Here is a 17,566-nt window from a genome sequence, read left to right on the forward strand (position 1 = left end):
GTTTGATAAACACCGTCAGGGTTATGCCTGGCCGGTTAGCCCAAAGAAGTCGCGGGCCGTTAACTCATCACGTGCGATTTGCGTTTTCAGCTCATCAAGCGACGCAAATCGCTGCTCGTTACGTATTTTTTTACGCAGTATTACATCTATATGGCGACCGTAGAGGTCCATTACAACATCCAGGAGATGAACTTCCAGCTGCTGACGCACGCCGGAGACCGTTGGACGAGTACCAATGTTGGCGACGCCCATAAAAGGTTTGTCGCCAAGCCCTGTCACTTCTACCGCATAGACCCCTTTTACCGGGGAAACCTGACGGCGCAGCGGTAAATTCGCCGTCGGGAAGCCTATTGTGCGCCCGAGCTCATCGCCGTGCACGACGCGACCGGAGATGGTAAACGGATGCCCCAGCAGCGTCTCCGCGAGGGGCAGATCGTCGTCCGCCAGCGCCTGACGTACCGCCGTGCTGCTGATGCGCACGCCGCCTTCACAGAAGGTTTGAGTGCTGGTGACGTCAAAGCCGAACTCCACGCCGGCTTTTTGCAGTAACAAGAAATCCCCCTGGCGACCGGCGCCAAAGCGGAAATCATCGCCAACGGCGAGGAACTGGACGCCCAGCTGGCGCACCAGCAGTTCGCTGATAAAGTCCTGGGCGGTCAATGCCGCAAAGCGCCGATCGAAGCGCACGCACAGTACGTAATCGACGCCGCTTTCGGCCAGATAATTCAGCTTCTCACGCAGGCGCGTTAAACGCGCGGGCGCTTTATCGGCGGCAAAAAGCTCAAGCGGCTGTGGTTCAAAAATCATCACCACCACCGGTAAGCCACGCTGGCGACCTTCTGCGCGCAAACGCTGCAATAATGCCTGGTGCCCGCGATGCACGCCGTCAAAATTTCCAATGGTCAGCACACACCCGTGCGGGGCCTGACTGAGATTATGTATGCCGCGTATCAGCTTCATGTCTGGCTCAAAACAGTGAAAATCGTCCGAGTATACCTTGTACAACTGGCGACGTTAACCAGCGATTGCACCTCTTCACCGAAAGATCCCGGGAATTCATTCACTCAGCGCGAGATTGCGGGAAAATCTCTCCGGGGTCGTCGATTTTTATGGTCGAAAGGCTGTATTCGCCTGCAACAAGCTGGTAGAATCTTGCGCCATCACTACGTAATAAAGCGTTGTTGGTTTAAACGACGCTTATTTGCACAAATCCATTGACAAAAGAAGGCTAAACGGGCATTCTCCTCGGCCTTTGAATTGTCCATATAGAACACATTTGGGAGTTGGACCTTGGCTAATATCAAATCAGCTAAGAAGCGCGCCGTTCAGTCTGAAAAGGCCCGCAAGCACAACGCTAGCCGTCGCTCTATGATGCGTACTTTCATCAAGAAAGTATACGCAGCTATTGAAGCTGGCGACAAAGCTACTGCACTGAAAGCATTTAACGAAATGCAACCAATCGTGGACCGTCAGGCTGCTAAAGGTCTGATCCACAAAAACAAAGCTGCGCGTCATAAAGCAAACCTGACCGCGCAGATCAACAAACTGGCTTAATCGCCTGCTTGTTGTCGCTTTGTAAAAAAACCCGCGAAAGCGGGTTTTTTTATGCCTGTCGTTTATCACGTAATACGTCACGACTCGCCTTCTGGTTATCGCAGCCAGCTCATGCTTCCGCATGAACTGGTGCGGCGTTTTCCCGCGCGGCAAGAAACCGTTCTGGCCTATGCCTGAGGCGGCGTAAAGAGCGCCGAATAGTCGCGATGACAAATACGCTGCACCGCCGGATGCTGGATCATTCGTTCGGCAAAGATGGCGTGATACTCCTCCATGACGTTGTCCATGCGTCCGATCTCGACTATCGACTCATCGCTATAGAAATCATGCGCATAGAGCGTCGGTGCGACAAATATCGCATTGTGCGCCGCGCCGAAGGCCTTCATCAACGCCGCATCATCAAACTCGCCCAGAATTTCCACCTGCAAACCCTGCGAGTTAAACCAGTTCAGCAGCTTGCGCCCTAACATGGAACGGCGGCCGGGGATCAGCAGTCGACGTTCTTCCAGACAGCCGGGGAACGGTTTTTCCGGCGGCGGATTCATGCACCAGAAGCTCACGCTGCACTCGCCGATTTTCACCGAAAACAGCCCTTCCTGCTGGGTGGAATCGATGGGGCAGTCGGAGATAATCATATCGAGTTTATGCTGGCTTAGCTGCTCCAGCAGCATTTCGTGGGTCGACTCGAAGCAGCGTAAATGGATCTGTTCATTCTCGACGACGGCGGCATCCAGTACGCCGCTCACCAACCTTTTCGACAGCGCGTCCGCAACGCCAACATCAAACAGCAGGTTCGACTCTTTACGGTAGTTAACGATGTCGAGCATCTCCTGGCTCAGCGTAAACATGCGATCCGCATAGCGGAACACCAGTTCACCTAATTCGCTAGGCTCCAGCCCCCTTCCTTTGCGCTTGAACAATTTCCCCTGCAGGCGTTCTTCCAGCGCCTTTATTTGCCCGGTAATGGTCTGCGGCGTCAGGAACAGCGCTTCCGCCGCGCCAACAACGGAGCCCTCTTTGTAGACATGCCAGAAGTAGTACAGGTGGTTGTAGTTGATATGCGACATGCTTCTCTCCCTGATAATGTCCAGGAGAGCCGTAGCGGCTCTCCGTGAGATGTTAAGCCGCGTAGCCCGAATCCGTTACGCGCTTACGCAATATTATGTACCCCGTGACGGCCGATAATATCGATCCAATCAGGATGCCAAGCTTGGCCCAGTTGATCAATCCGGGGTCGACGCTACCGAAGGCCAGGGTGGCAATAAAGATCGACATTGTGAAGCCAATCCCACACAGGATGCCGACAGCCATAATTTGCTTACAGGTAGTTCCTTCGGGTAACGAAGCCCATTTCAGCTTCAGCGCCAGCCAGCAGAAGACGCTAATACCCAACGGCTTGCCGATAAACAGCCCGGCAATAATACCCAACGGCAGCAGTGAGGTCAGCCCTTCGACCGTGACGCCCTGCAAAGAAACGCCCGCGTTAGCGAAGGCGAACAGGGGCAGGATCAGAAATGCCACCCACGGATGCAGCACGTGCTCAAGCTGCTTCGCCGGCGATTTGCCGTCCTGCTCTTTTAGCGGGATCATAAAGCCGACAATGACCCCGGCCAGCGTTGCGTGAACCCCCGACTTAAGAACCGCGGTCCAGAGTATGGCGCCCACCAGAATATAGATCCCGGTACGCCGTACGCCGCACAGATTTAACCCCGCCAGCACAGCAATGGCTCCGGCAGCGACAACCAGTGACACGACGGAAAGATCGTGCGTATAGAACAGCGCAATAATAATAATGGCGCCCAGATCGTCGATAATGGCCAGCGCCATCAGGAAAATCTTCAGCGCGGCGGGCACCCGATTTCCCAGCAGCGCCAGTACGCCCAGCGCGAAGGCAATATCGGTGGCGGCCGGAATTGCCCACCCTTCTCTGGCAATCGAATCCTGGCCGTTAAACGCCAGGTAGACCAGCGCCGGCACCACCATGCCGCCCAACGCCGCGACCACCGGAAACACCGCCTGGCGACGGCTGGCCAATGCCCCCTGATTCATTTCACGCTTCACTTCCAGACCGATAAGCAGGAAAAATACCGCCATCAGCGCGTCGTTAATCCACAACAGCATGTTCTTGTTGATCTCTAACGCACCTACGCGCAGCTGGACGGGCGTTTCCAGAAAAGAGCGATACAGGCCGCTGGTCATGCCGGTATTGGCTAATAACATGGCCATGATGGCGGCCAGGATTAAGATAATGCCCCCGGAAGCATCGCTCTGAAAAAAACGCTGCAGATGTTTCACTTTTACCTCACCTTATCCGCAAACAACTCGATAAAAGTATAATACATATGCGGAAACCTCGAAAAAATCAGTTTTAAATTGCCATTAGACTCGATTTTTACGAATTAACCCTCGTTAAGAGATTGGCCGTCCGATCGTCAGTGGGGGCGCTGCGTTGTCCGGACAGGAAGTCAGAGGTACGCCAGATCCATCCTCAACGGACCATAAGGAAAGAATCCGTATCGCCATCTTCAAGGTTATGCGTATTAGCTTAGCGTGAATGGGATGAAGCATGAGCGATTGCCGCGATCGTCGACGCTTTTTATGCCCCATAAGATATTTAAAAACTATACCAATGGGAAATCTCTCTTTACGTCATTAGCATGATTGACAGGATAATCAATATATGAATATCTCGACGATTGCTGTACCAAGAAAGTTTAAAAGGTGACTACTAATCTAATAAACACCTTTGCCCTGAAAAGTATTAAAAAGCCGTGGGTAATTTTTTCATATCTATTAAACGGCCGCCATCAATAGTTATATAGCCGCCTTTTTTCAGTTCAGAGAGAAGCTTCATGGTACGGCTACGGGATATTCCTGTTCGGCGTTGAATGAAGTTAAGCACATTAATACTTTGTCGATATTCGCTGGCATAAGCCCAAAGCTCGATTAATAACGATCTCACCTTCAGATAAGAGTCCACACCGACCAGTTCACGATCGCGTACGCTCATAACCATCAGACGATAGGCAAGTATTCGTGCGACATCGTGCCACAGATCGCACTCATCAACAGTCTTGATAAAGTCGGGCAGAGATACTGCGCGCCCGCTGCACTTCGTTTCCGCTATCAGAAAGTGTTCTGGCCGGGTCGGAACATTGTAAGTCACCCCATAACTATCGACTAATCCGATAATGGCGGGAGCAAAAGAGGAATTAACATGAAGTCCGCTGCCACAGCGGCAAAACGAAAATATACCGGACTCCAGCAGCACAATTTTATTTTCCCCGTCTGAATTCAGTAAAAACTCATCTCCGGGAGCCAAATTAAAAGGTTTACCGAAGGGCCATAGCGAGGCGAAGAGTGCATCAAGCGCTGCATGCGGTTTAGCCTGTTGGGAAAAAAGATAGGAATGCAGGGTATTCCCATTATCATTTTCAGCAACGTCTAATTTCATTTTTCATTATTACCATAATCATAGATTACCCCAAGATATACTTAACGGAGGTTATCTTCAATTCATTATAAACATCCTCCCGGAAGTATATTTTTAGCCGCAAGCACGAAAACGCAATACTTAGCACAAAGCGCAAATTCTTAATATAAACTTCAACAACCACAAATAAATCGCAAAACAAAAAATTAACATAACAATAAAATAACTGCTGAAACTATCTCTCACGAAATAAAAATACACTAAAAATAGTGATTCAGAAATTAAATATTCTGAATCACTATGAACAGCGATGCATTTTTCAGGCGCTATGGCGGGGTAAATGCGACATTAACTGAAATAGGCCGGTGCGGTATAATACTCAACCATTTTATCTGCAAGCCAACCGCCATCTTCACCATTAGAGTGAATGGTGGTTATGCTTACCGTCGAGCCGCCGCCCCACAGTACTGAGAAAACATGGTAGTCGGGTAGATTCAATGCCTGCATTTGCCCCCAGTCGTAACCCTTATCCTGGCGTAAAAAGTCACCGACGGTCGCCGCGCCGTAAGTTGCGCTATTCACCGTCGTATTGAGCAGATCTGACGCGATGGTATCGAGATCGCAGCCAATACGCGCATCGCCCATGAAGAAGCTTCCGCCCGATGCGTAATGCGCGGCGGCAATTTTACTGTTGCCTTCATCCACGGTTGGCATATGGCCGCCCGGAATTTGCCACAGCATTGCCGGTTTACGCAGCGCTTTAGCCGCGTGTTTTACCATCCCCAGATAATTAAACCAGCAGGTCGCGTTCCAGGCATAGTGCGCTAATGCATCAGGGCTAAAGCAATCGCGCTCAAATTTATCAAAGGCGATAAAGTCTGGCGCATACTCACCGCTATAGACACCCAGCTCATTGATAAAGTTGGCGATAGCGGTCCCCTGCGCGGCCGGATCGGCGTTCGGCCTGAGTACCCAATCTGCCGTTCCTGTCGCCCATACGTTTGTCTGCCAGCCGAATGCCACATCCGGCGCGAACTGCCGCACAATGTAGTTGATCGCCTGGACATAACCGTAGAGATCGTTAGAAAACGTCGGCAACACCGGCGCGCTGAATCCCGGAAGCGCAGGCAAAGCGTTAATCGCGGCCGCCAGTTGGACATTAACCTGCATGCTATTCGCTTGACGCACCGCAGCGTAGCCATACGGCTCCTGCTGCATCGCGCCAAGAAAATCGGGGTTCAGCACAAAGGTGGCGGGAACCGGATGCTCGTCATCCTTCCAGGATTGCGCCGCGAGACACTGGTGATGAAGTTGCCAAAATGGTTACGCAACCGCTGAGCGTCCTGGAGATCGGCGAGCGCGCTGCCGCCGCTGGCATTGGCGGTATACACCACCATGACCGGCATTACGCAACGGCCCGCCTCTTTTTCAATCTCACGTACCAGAGGAACGGTTTTGTGAATCGGGAGCGAATCATAATCAAGAAAGCCGTCGCCGTTTTTATCCACTTCCGCAGCCGGGACGGGGTCACCGCCGCCATCAAAACCATCGTATTTAAACAGGGCGCTGAAGGGGACGTCGCGGTATAGCGATACGGTGTCCGCCGCATTCACCGTCACGCCACCGTGGGCGAGATAGTTTGGCCAGCCTTTAACCTGCAAGGGAACGCCCTGAACAAACTCCAGGGTGATATGGTTGACGCTTTGCAACAGCCGCAGCGGCGCGTCCGGTTCACAGCGCCACGGCGTCCCGGAGAGATAAACCTCTGGCGCCTCAACGCTGTACTGGCCAGGAGCCATAGGCATCGCCAGCGTTTGCAGATGGGGAGTGCTCTCCAGCATCAGAGTATATTGATATTGCCCATAGCAGAACCGATAGCGCTGGGGCGAAACGCCCTCAGGCAAGCCCAGTATAGTGGCCTGAACCTCAACAAAATCATGGCTATCAACCTCCGTCTGCCGGAAGCCGACGAGCACCTCTTTCGCCACCCCTTGTTCAGGGGTAAAAATAGTCGGCTGGGCGGGAGTCGTCACCATCTGGTTATTGATAACCGCAGGTTGCAAACCCATCTGATAGCGGTGCCCCGCGGTAAGCCGGGTCACCAGCTGCATTTGATTGACGGGCATTGTCAGGGTTCTTTCGCAGACGCCAGATTCCGTCCACAGCTCAACCACCATTTCCGCGCCGATGAACTCAGGGGCATCGACAGTCAGGCGTACCGAAGCCAACGGTACTGGCGATTGATACGCAATCCTGCAGGTTTGGGCGTCATGACCGGAAACAAGCTTAAGCGGATACGTCGATTCAACGGGCGCAATCCGCATATCATCATTGCACAGCTCCAGCACGGTGATAGCGTAATCGCCGGCGCTAAGATCGCCGATGACTAAAGCCTGTCCCCACTCGCCGGCAAAGCGTTGTGATGTTGCGTCTGGATAGCGCAGATCGATGGTCGGCTTGAGGGTTGTGCTTTCCGCCAACGGTGGAAACTGAATTTCAATCGTCCCCTGACGGCCAGGATCGTGCGCCAGGGTTGCGGTTAAGCCGCGCATCGTGACCGGAGTTTGGGTCGCGGAAAGAAAGAACTGCAGCTCGGCGCTGGCCCCGGCCGTCAGCCAGAACTCGCCATCATGATGAATGGTAATCGTATTTTTCTCGATGGGCCAACCGCCGTCGCTGCCCAGCGTCACGGGCTTATTGCCGAGCAAAGAACCGCTGAACGGGCTATAAGGATCGGGATGCCCGCTGGCGGTAAACTCCAGCTTAAGTTGATTAAGATCGATAGAGTGGGAATAGAGATTGGTCAGCGTCAGGGTAACGCGCTGATACCAGCTGGTCGTACTCAGCTGGCTTGCCGCAATAACCATCCCTTCCTCTTCCTCAACCGCATCATCACCCTGCTCTTGAGGTTCCGGAGCAACCTCATCCGTTTCCTCATCAGCAGGGATATTGTCTTCAGGTTCGGGCTTCAGGCTATCAGTATCATCATCGGCGGGAACTTCAGGTTCTGGCTCAACCTCATCTGCAGCGTCATCCGTTGTCTCGTCTTGTGCCGAAGAGGCCAGCGTTAATGTGAAGGTCGAGAGTTTTACCGGAACCTGAGTGGCGGCAAAACTGAAGAATAATGTACCGCTTTCGCCCGGCTGCAGTAACAGCTGCCGGCTGTTATTAATAATGATTTCATTGACGTCAACGGTCCCCTGTGATTTACCGCTTAACGTAAGAGGCATGTCCCCTTTGAGCGTACCGCCAAAATTTCCCCACGGATCCTGATGGCCGGACCCGGTAAAGCTAATGACCGCATGATTCATATCCACGGCACGGTTATTTTCATTGGTGATGGTTAACGTGATTTTTTGATACCAGCTATTCACATCGATCTGGCTGTTTTTAATCGAGACCGTCATTGACAACACTCCTCGTTCCCTGGTGGAAAAAGCCCCGGTTTTCCGGGGCTTGTATTGTTGAACTCAATCCTTTTCCTTTAATGAAAAGGATTAGTAAGCACCAAGGTCAGTCCATGCCTGGCCCGCAGCGCAGTTCAGGTCCGGCTGATCGCCCTGAGACCACCATTTCACCTGGTAGTTATGGCCTTTCCAGCTTACCGTTTCGAATGACCCCCAGTTCCCACCGTACACGGTTGCGGCATCCCACAGCGGATAAGGCGTAGTCGCGTCATCCCCCGAAGTCTCATCTTCTGCCGGCGTGGTATCTTCTTCCGGCTCTACGGGCACAACGCTATCTTCCTCTTCCGGCTCAGGTTGAATCTGAGACGCAGCCGGAACGGCGACCAGCACGAAACGCTGCTGGGTAGAAGGCTCGCCCCAGACATCCCGGACAAACAGGGTGAACTGGAAGTTGGTTTTAACGGAAACGTCCGGAACGACGAACTCGATCACGGGAACGGTTTTGTCAGCCACGGTGATTTCAGACGGAACACCCCAGCTGAAGGTGATATCGTCTTTATCTTCGTCAGAGGATCCTTCACCGGAAAGCTGTACGGTAGAGCCGCCGACGACGCGCAGTTCAACGGCGGCTTTCGGCGCGTGGTTCACGTCGGTAGTCGCATCTTCTTCATCCGGTTCATCCGCCGGGTCGACGTTGATGCCTTCGAAATAGAACGGCTCCATATCGATAACTTCAGACGCCATTTCATAGCCCAGACCTTCACGGGCGGCGTTAACCAGCACGCCGTTGTCCTGGTCGATTGTCCAGGTGAACAGCGCGCCCAGGCCGAGGCTGGCGGCGTATTCGCCCTTGGCTTTCACCGTGCGCGGCGTATCCAGGGACATGAACAGTTTGCTGTCAGGGTTGTAGAGGTAGTCCGCGTCGGCAACCTTGTCGGTGTAGACGTTGAAGCCGTTACGGCCTTTCTGGTTTTCCAGATCCAGGTAGTTATAAATGATGTCGTACCATTCGGTGGTACCCGATTCGAAGGAGCCGACGGTGGTGCCGGTGCCCGGGCTATAGGTGCCTTTCAGCGGGGACAGGGATTCCAGCTCCGCGTTGCGCCCGTTACGGGTGTAGGCAGCGTAACCAATGTTGATGCGCTCTGCCGGGAAGCCTTCGGACAGCAGATGGCCGACAACGGTATCCACCCCCCAGCCGCCTTCTTCCAGCGCCTTCAGGTTGGTGTGGTGGGTCACGCTCTCCGCCCACGGGGTACCGAAGAAGTCATAGGTCATCACGTTGATACCGTACAGGCCCGCTTCCAGCAGCGCATTGACGTTAGAGTAGCCGAGCGTCTTGACCACCGCCGAGCTGGCAATGGAGATTTTGACGTTGCTCAGGCCTGCGGCGTCCAGCTGCTTACGCAGTTCGCCAATCAGCAGGGCGTAGTTCTCGCCGTCTTCCGGGCCGTACGGGTTGCCCGCGCCTTCGGCGTTCGGATATTCCCAGTCGATATCCACTTCGCTGAACATCGGGAACTGTTTGAACAGTTTTACCACGCCTTTGGCAAAGACCTTACGCGCGGCGTCAGACGCGGCGGTTTCATGGAAACCGTTGCTCATGCTCCAGCCGCCGATGCTCATGGACAGCACCAGGTCGTGGCCCTGCTGCTTCGCTTTGGCCTGCAGATCGCGCAGGCCGCCGAGCAGGCCTTTAGTATTACTCTGGGTCACGGTCTTCGGATCGACATCCCAGCCGCTGACGGTGTGGCCAACGTTAACGTAAGACTGGAAGTCGCCCCACGGGTCGAGGAAGGTGGGCTCGTACTTCACTTTTCCGCACTGATCGGCACCTTCGGCAACCACGTCGCGCCACAGGTTGTCTACTTTGTGGAAGCCGGTCACGCCGACGAAACCGACGATGATTTTGTCGTAGGCGGTAGGAGAAACGTTGGCCAGGTCGTAGCCGCGACCGCGGTTATCTTTTGAATCATCGCCCTGCAGACGACCATCATACTGTGACCAGTCGGTGTAGTAGCCGAAGACTTTGGGTTTGGTGGTGGAGGCTTTGTATTTGTTATAGACCGGTTTAGCGACGCGAGCGGAGGTATAGCTGTATGCGCTCACTTCTGTTGCCGGGTTAAAGCCGTCTGCGGCGTTGCTGGTTTCGGTCAGCGTATCGCCTTGAATCAATTTGCTGGTAGCCATTTTTAATTTCCTTTTAAGTTTGAAAATTGTCGCAGTTCGTTCTGCCGGGCCAATAATCCAATCCTTACGAGGCGATGGCTAATCACAAAACATCACGTTTTCGATACAGACTTCACGCTAATTTATGAGGCTAAAATGATAGTAATAATCTCCGGCTCATCAGCAGGTAAACGCATCTCATCAAAACGGGATTAAAACATCAGCAGCATAGTAAATATCATTAATCACCTAGTTAAATATCATTTAACTTACATGAGATTATGTGATTAAGCTCTCACCATCAAATGACATTACAATAATACGGATGACAAGTAATAGATTAAGACAATTCTCGTACAATATATTTAACGCAAGCAAACAGGATCATATCTAAAGGACGACAATATGAAAACTTATCTCATCAACGACAATTGCGTTTATAATGAAGGAAAGTATGAACTGAGAACCGCTTCCAACTCAAAGGTCATTAAAATGACGGCAATGAGGGCGAAGTGTCTTAGCTTCATCATCGAAAATGCTGATATGGATATTATTGAGCGCCAAAAAATAACCACAGAGTTATGGGGAAGTCGTAGCCATTTTGTCAATGATGCAAATTTAACGCAAATACTCTACCTGATCAGACGAGATCTGAAGTCGCTTGGAATAAACGATCTCTTTATCACCATCCCAAGACAAGGCATTCAGGTTAATAAAGAGATCCCTATTAAAGCAATGGAAAGCAAGAAGAAAGAAAACAAACGACAGGTTTTCAGAAAGACGCTGGCAGCATTAACCACGGTCTTTTCTGTCACCCTCGGTACAGTGATGTATTTGCATATTCATTAATTCAAGGAGAGAAAAAATGAACCCAATCATTGATGGCATTTTGGCGATGGAAGGTGGTTACAGCCTGAACCCGAAAGATAAAGGTGGTGCAACCAACTGGGGAATCACTGAGGCGACAGCCCGGGCCCATGGTTATACCGGTGAGATGATCAACCTGACGCGAACTGAAGCATTTTCTATTCTCGAAGAAGATTATTGGATTAAACCTGGCTTCGAGCAGATATCAACACTCTCCTGGCCCATTTCCTTTGAACTCTGCGATGCCGCAGTCAATATTGGCCCCCACTATCCCTGCGTGTGGCTACAGCGCTGGCTAAATGCACTAAATCGGGAAGAAAGAAGCTACCAGGATATCAAAACCGATGGCAAGATTGGCCCCCGAACGCTCGCGGCCCTCAAGTATTTTCTGACCTTACGGGGTAAGCAGGGGGAGGAGGTATTAGTCAAAGCGCTCAACTGCAGCCAGGGCGCCTACTACCTGGATATCACTGAAAAAAATAGACAAAATGAAGAGTTCATTTTTGGCTGGATGAAAGCCAGAGTCAAATAACACGATTATTTAATTATAGCTAATAAAAGACTCAGGGATGAGCCTTTTATCATGATCGATATACATTAAAGATGTAGTTAATGTATTTTTGCGTCGTCCAGCGCTTTTTTAATTTTCTCGCCAAGAATTTTTAAAATCGGCCCTGCAAATACTCCGCCAAGACCGGCGGCGAGTAGCACCATATTAAAACTAAGCTCTTTTTCAATCGCTACAGCGCTGAGCAAAAAACTGGTAAAACAGGAAACCACCACTTGGGTCAAACAGTGCATGATTCCCTTATGGGAATGATCGTCACCCTCTTGCCTATCACGGCGGATAAGATAGCTAACAAATCCCCCCCAGGCGCCGGTAGCAATAATTGTGAACAATATTTCGACTTCCAGCAAAACGACTTCCGTGGTTTCGAGATGGTTGGGAATAGACATAGTACACTCCTTGATTAACTCATATAAAAAGGCACCACCAGAGTGTAGGTAGGTTGACTATTTTAAAATAATCAAAGAGTATCAAACCAAACCATATTTGATATAGTGTTTGAAAAGATACTCCTCAGCGACGAAATGATGACAGCGTGTGTAACCGGGAGACAACTTCGTTAATGATGGATATATTTTTACTATTTTTGTCCCATGATGCATAAATCTGTATAGATTTGAACGTGAGTTCAGGTGGCGGCTGAACAAACTTAATATCATATTTGCGCTGATTTTTATAAAAAAGTGCCAGCTTTAACGGCATTAATGCGATTAATGAGGTGCGTTCAATCATACTTAACATCCCATTAAGTGAATCGCTGCGATAGCCGATAATGCGCGATCCTTTATAATAAAGATTATCTTTAAAAAGTCCTTTATCATTTATAATCATCGGAGAATACCTACCCAGTTGATACATCGCGTGACGAGAAGAATAGAAATGATGTAATGAGATATGAGGTAAGGTACTCAGGATATGGTTGCTGGCGAAAATGCAAACAAAGCTCCTGAAGCTGTCGATAAGCTGATTATCAATTCCCGGGATATTCAACGGCTCGCTGCTAATCAGAAGATCGCATTCCGCAGTGAGTAGTAAATCAGCCAGCACCTCGCGGGAAAGATTTCGTGATGAATAATGATTTAGTAACACGTGCTCAAAGATATCGTCTGCATATAGCTGAGAGAGGTAGTAAGTCTCAACGATATCTCCGCCTAAAATAGTCATCCTGGCGTCAGCGTTATCTTTTTTGTCGGAAATAAATGTGCTCTCTACCAATTCCATCACCTGACGGAAATTTTGATAGATTTCAATCGCCTTCGCGGTAGGTAACAAACCATCTTTACCACGAACAAACAACTCTTCCTGATAATACCCTTGTAAACGGCGGAGCGCCAATGACACGGCAGAAGGGGTAATTCCAAGTTTTTTGGCTGCTTTAGCAGCATTTCCAGCCGAAATAACAGCGTCAAGAGTCTTGATTAAATTATAATCAAAATCCTTATTGGCACCTTTCGATCCCATCCGCTGCAGGCCTCTAAAAATGAAAAAAGCAATATAGATAATACTCAAAATAAATCAATTGTTAGCCCTGATAAATAATAGGTTAATTTAAATAGTGTGGAAGCCGGATAGAAAAAAGCCCGGGCACGAAGGCCCGGGCTTGGAGAAAGTCAGGAAATGAATAGCAATTAGCGCGTCAAATCATCGAAAAACTTCTTCACGCCATCGAAGAAACTTTTAGAGCGCGGACTGTTCTTCTCACCCGTTGGTCCACCAAAGCTCTCCTGAAGATCTTTCAGCAGCTGCTTTTGTTTATCGTTAAGACCAACCGGAGTTTCAACCACCACGCGGCACAGCAGATCGCCCTGCGCACCGCCGCGCACGGACTTCACGCCTTTACCGCGCATCCTGAACAGCTTACCTGTCTGCGTCTCGCCCGGCACTTTAAGATTTACACGACCGTCCAGCGTCGGAACCTCAATCTCTCCGCCGAGAGCGGCCATGGTGAAGTTAATCGGGACTTCGCAGTACAGATTATTTCCTTCGCGCTCGAAAATGGCGTGCTGCTTAACCTGGACCTGTACATACAGATCGCCAGCAGGTGCGCCATGCTCGCCCGCTTCACCTTCACCTGCCAGACGAATACGGTCGCCGGTATCGACGCCCGCCGGGATTTTAACCGACAGCGTTTTGGTTTTCTCAACGCGACCATGACCGTGGCATTTATTGCACGGATCTTTAATCAGCGTACCGCGCCCCTGGCAATGCGGACAGGTCTGCTGAACGGCGAAGAAACCCTGGCGCATCTGGACCTGGCCCGCACCGTGACAGGTTGGGCAAGTCTGCGGCTGGCTACCCGCTTTAGCTCCGCTGCCGTGGCAAACGTCGCACTCTTCCAGAGTCGGGATACGGATCTCTTTGGTTACGCCGCGAACGGCTTCTTCGAGCGTCAGATCCATGTTATAGCGCAGGTCCGAGCCGCGCGCTGCGCGCTGGCGACCGCGTCCGCCGCCAAAGATATCGCCGAAAACATCGCCAAAGATATCGCTGAAATCCGCGCCGCCGCCAAAACCGCCGCCGCCGCCGCCCATGCCGCCCTGCTCAAACGCGGCGTGACCGTACTGATCGTAGGCTGCACGCTTCTGGGCATCGGTCAGGATTTCATACGCTTCTTTGATTTCTTTGAATTTAGCTTCAGCCTCTTTATCACCCTGGTTACGGTCCGGGTGATACTTCATGGCCAGGCGCTTATACGCCTTTTTGATTTCACGCTCTTCCGCTGTTCTGGAAACGCCTAAAATCTCGTAATAGTCTTGCTTTGCCATTGGTGTTTTTCAGCCCCTTAACATGCGTGCACGGGCGGAGAGGAAACCTCTTCGCCCGTGCCAGTGTTTTACCCGTTCAAAGGGCGATTATTTTTTGTCTTTCACTTCTTCGAACTCAGCGTCAACAACATCGTCGTCCTTCGCGTTGCTCTCGGAAGCGTCAGCGCCGCCAGCCTGCTGCTGAGCGTGCTGCTGCTGAGCGATTTCCATCAGCTTCTGGGAAGCCTGGGCCAGCGCCTGCATTTTCGCTTCAATATCGGCTTTATCTTCACCTTTCAGCGAAGTTTCCAGCGCGGTCAGCGCAGACTCGATAGCGGTTTTATCGTCAGCCGGCAGTTTATCGCCTGCTTCTTCAACCTGCTTACGCGTGCTGTGCAGCAGGTGGTCACCCTGGTTACGGGTTTGTACCAGTTCTTCAAACTTACGGTCAGCTTCTGCGTTAGCTTCAGCATCGCGTACCATTTTCTGAATTTCTTCTTCGTTCAGACCAGAAGAGGCTTTGATGGTGATCTTCTGCTCTTTACCGCTGTTTTTGTCTTTCGCGGACACATGCAGGATACCGTCAGCATCGATGTCGAAAGTCACTTCGATCTGAGGCATACCGCGCGGTGCCGGGTTGATACCATCCAGGTTGAACTGACCCAGAGATTTGTTATCCGATGCGCGTTTACGCTCACCCTGAATAACATGGATGGTTACCGCAGACTGGTTGTCTTCAGCAGTTGAGAACACCTGGCTGTGCTTGGTCGGGATGGTGGTGTTCTTATTGATCAGCGCAGTCATCACGCCGCCCATGGTTTCGATACCCAGAGACAGCGGGGTAACGTCCAGCAGCAGAACGTCTTTCACTTCACCCGTCAGGACGCCGCCCTGAACAGCAGCGCCAATGGCAACGGCTTCGTCCGGGTTAACGTCTTTACGCGGCTCTTTACCGAAGAACTCAGCAACTTTTTTCTGCACCATCGGCATACGGGTCTGACCACCGACCAGGATAACGTCCTGGATATCGGATACGGACAGGCCAGCATCCTGCAGAGCAACTTTCAGCGGCTCAATGGAACGGTTAACCAGATCTTCTACCAGGCTTTCCAGTTTCGCACGGGTTACTTTGATGTTCATATGTTTCGGACCGGTGGCATCTGCGGTGATGTACGGCAGATTCACGTCGGTCTGCTGAGCGGAAGAGAGTTCAATCTTCGCTTTCTCAGCGGCTTCTTTCAGGCGCTGCATCGCCAGCGGGTCGTTACGCAGGTCAATGCCCTGATCTTTCTTAAACTCGTCAACGAGGTAGTTGATCAGACGGGTATCGAAGTCTTCACCGCCCAGGTGGGTATCACCGTTGGTCGCCAGAACTTCGAAGGTTTTTTCGCCGTCAACTTCGTCGATTTCGATAATGGAGATATCGAAGGTACCACCACCGAGGTCGTACACCGCGATAGTGCGGTTGCCGACTTCTTTATCCAGACCGTAAGCCAGCGCAGCGGCAGTCGGTTCGTTGATGATACGTTTGACTTCCAGACCTGCAATACGGCCGGCGTCTTTGGTTGCCTGACGCTGAGCATCGTTAAAGTAAGCAGGTACGGTGATAACCGCTTCAGTTACCGGTTCACCCAGGTAATCTTCAGCCGTTTTCTTCATTTTCTTCAGCACTTCGGCAGAGATCTGCGGCGGTGCGGTTTTGGTGCCTTTCACATCAAGCCATGCGTCGCCATTGTCTGCGGCAACGATTTTGTACGGCATGATAGAAACGTCACGCTGGACTTCTTCGTCCTGGAAGCGGCGGCCAATCAGGCGTTTAATCGCAAACAGGGTATTTTGCGGGTTTGTCACTGCCTGACGTTTAGCCGGCTGACCAACCAGAGTTTCACCATCCTGGGTATAGGCAATGATAGAAGGCGTGGTGCGATCGCCTTCGGCGTTCTCCAGCACGCGTGCAGTAGTGCCATCCATAATCGCTACACAAGAGTTGGTAGTACCCAGGTCGATACCAATAATTTTACCCATCTAAACGTCTCCACTAAAAATTCAGTCAACATGTGGTTGTGAACCTGTAATAAGGGCGAAACGTGCGGTTTCAACTACCCAGACATCATTTTTTTTCAGGTTCATTCACTGCGGTTGACTACAAGATGGGGTCGCCCACCGCGGCATCAAGGGGGGATACAAAAAAATTTTTGCCCTGCCCGCGCCGTCGGGTGGCGAGCAGGCCTCATAAGCGGTCCGGAAAGCGGGCCTAAAAACGCACAAAACATAATTAACAATAATAATTAAAGTTAAATATATTCATAAAACAATTGACATAATCCGCAATGATTACGTGCTAAAGACAATAAATCTCCGGTGATAAAATACGCCCCCGCTATGACACATCCAATATTCAGGAAATCCTCATGAAATCACTGATTCATATATCAGCAGGGTTATTTTTAAGCGCCGCCTTAATAACGTCAGCATCCGCTAACGATCATAAAATTTTAGGGATTGTCGCCATGCCGCGAAATGAGACTAACGATCTCACGCTGAAGCTACCGGTATGCCGGGTGATTAAGCGTATCCAGCTCACTGCCGATCGCGGCGACGTCCAGCTCTCCGGCGCGACGGTGTACTTTAAAGCCAGCAATAGCGCCAGCCAGAGCCTCAACGTTCCGTCAACCATCAAACAGGGGGCAACCACCGACTGGATTAACATTAATAGCGACAACGATAACAAGCGCTGCGTAAAAAAAATCGCTTTTTCTGGCCACACGATTAACTCTTCCGACATGGCCTCGCTAAAAATCATTGGCGACGATTAATATCACTG

13 protein-coding genes and 1 pseudogene are annotated in these 17,566 nt (G+C 51.1%); 4 read left to right on the plus strand and 10 right to left on the minus strand.

Features of this window, described 5'->3' with window-relative positions:
- Positions 1-21: 21 nt before the first annotated feature.
- Entirely contained in the window at positions 22-960 is a 939-nt protein-coding gene (gene ribF, locus SIK97_RS09015) for a bifunctional riboflavin kinase/FAD synthetase (protein WP_004098483.1), read from the minus strand.
- Positions 961-1,290: 330 nt separating this feature from the next.
- On the opposite strand from ribF, the gene rpsT reads away from it, so the two are divergent.
- Complete coding sequence (gene rpsT / locus SIK97_RS09020) at positions 1,291-1,554, plus strand: 30S ribosomal protein S20 (protein ID WP_003018940.1); 264 nt, start codon at positions 1,291-1,293, stop codon at positions 1,552-1,554.
- 167 nt (positions 1,555-1,721) lie between these two features.
- Here rpsT and nhaR read toward each other — a convergent pair whose 3' ends face one another.
- From nhaR to SIK97_RS09045, 5 genes and pseudogenes are all read right to left on the minus strand, one after another.
- Positions 1,722-2,621, minus strand: a complete 900-nt coding sequence (nhaR, locus tag SIK97_RS09025; RefSeq protein WP_014227863.1) for a transcriptional activator NhaR — start codon at positions 2,619-2,621, stop codon at positions 1,722-1,724.
- A gap of 52 nt (positions 2,622-2,673) precedes the next feature.
- Entirely contained in the window at positions 2,674-3,849 is a 1,176-nt protein-coding gene (nhaA, locus tag SIK97_RS09030) for a Na+/H+ antiporter NhaA (RefSeq protein WP_032747878.1), read from the minus strand.
- Between the two features lie 466 nt (positions 3,850-4,315).
- The gene (locus SIK97_RS09035) at positions 4,316-5,008 is read right to left on the minus strand and encodes a winged helix-turn-helix transcriptional regulator (RefSeq protein WP_025108496.1); all 693 of its coding nucleotides are present in this window, start codon (positions 5,006-5,008) and stop codon (positions 4,316-4,318) included.
- Between the two features lie 327 nt (positions 5,009-5,335).
- Positions 5,336-8,394: pseudogene (locus tag SIK97_RS09040) on the minus strand (chitinase).
- 90 nt (positions 8,395-8,484) lie between these two features.
- Positions 8,485-10,584 carry a glycosyl hydrolase family 18 protein gene (locus SIK97_RS09045; RefSeq protein WP_032747871.1) on the minus strand — a complete coding sequence of 700 codons (2,100 nt, stop codon included), beginning with the start codon at positions 10,582-10,584 and terminating at the stop codon, positions 8,485-8,487.
- A 384-nt stretch (positions 10,585-10,968) separates the two neighbouring features.
- On the opposite strand from SIK97_RS09045, the gene SIK97_RS09050 reads away from it, so the two are divergent.
- The gene (locus SIK97_RS09050) at positions 10,969-11,412 is read left to right on the plus strand and encodes a winged helix-turn-helix domain-containing protein (RefSeq protein WP_014227858.1); all 444 of its coding nucleotides are present in this window, start codon (positions 10,969-10,971) and stop codon (positions 11,410-11,412) included.
- Positions 11,413-11,428: 16 nt separating this feature from the next.
- The gene (locus tag SIK97_RS09055) at positions 11,429-11,962 is read left to right on the plus strand and encodes a glycoside hydrolase family 108 protein (RefSeq protein WP_032747870.1); all 534 of its coding nucleotides are present in this window, start codon (positions 11,429-11,431) and stop codon (positions 11,960-11,962) included.
- 77 nt (positions 11,963-12,039) lie between these two features.
- Here the strand turns inward: SIK97_RS09055 and SIK97_RS09060 are convergent, their stop codons facing one another.
- The 4 genes from SIK97_RS09060 to dnaK all read right to left on the minus strand — a co-directional run bounded on the left by SIK97_RS09060 (position 12,040) and on the right by dnaK (position 16,767).
- On the minus strand, positions 12,040-12,387 hold the full coding sequence (locus SIK97_RS09060; RefSeq protein ID WP_014227856.1) for a phage holin family protein: 348 nt from the start codon (positions 12,385-12,387) through the stop codon (positions 12,040-12,042).
- 124 nt (positions 12,388-12,511) lie between these two features.
- Positions 12,512-13,459 carry a LysR family transcriptional regulator gene (locus SIK97_RS09065; RefSeq protein ID WP_032750048.1) on the minus strand — a complete coding sequence of 316 codons (948 nt, stop codon included), beginning with the start codon at positions 13,457-13,459 and terminating at the stop codon, positions 12,512-12,514.
- A gap of 167 nt (positions 13,460-13,626) precedes the next feature.
- Positions 13,627-14,763 (minus strand): molecular chaperone DnaJ, encoded by a 1,137-nt coding sequence (dnaJ, locus tag SIK97_RS09070; RefSeq protein WP_014837364.1) that lies wholly within the window; start codon positions 14,761-14,763, stop codon positions 13,627-13,629.
- An 87-nt stretch (positions 14,764-14,850) separates the two neighbouring features.
- The gene (gene dnaK, locus SIK97_RS09075) at positions 14,851-16,767 is read right to left on the minus strand and encodes a molecular chaperone DnaK (protein ID WP_004128758.1); all 1,917 of its coding nucleotides are present in this window, start codon (positions 16,765-16,767) and stop codon (positions 14,851-14,853) included.
- 386 nt (positions 16,768-17,153) lie between these two features.
- Here dnaK and SIK97_RS09080 point away from each other — a divergent pair, with 386 nt between their 5' ends.
- A complete protein-coding gene (locus tag SIK97_RS09080; RefSeq protein ID WP_014227853.1) occupies positions 17,154-17,558 on the plus strand; it encodes a DUF2541 family protein in 405 nt (134 codons plus the stop codon).
- The last annotated feature ends 8 nt before the right edge of the window (positions 17,559-17,566 follow it).

Origin of the sequence: Klebsiella sp. JN_Kp126 (genome assembly GCF_033843325.1) — a bacterium.
Classification (GTDB): Bacteria; Pseudomonadota; Gammaproteobacteria; order Enterobacterales; family Enterobacteriaceae; genus Klebsiella; species Klebsiella michiganensis.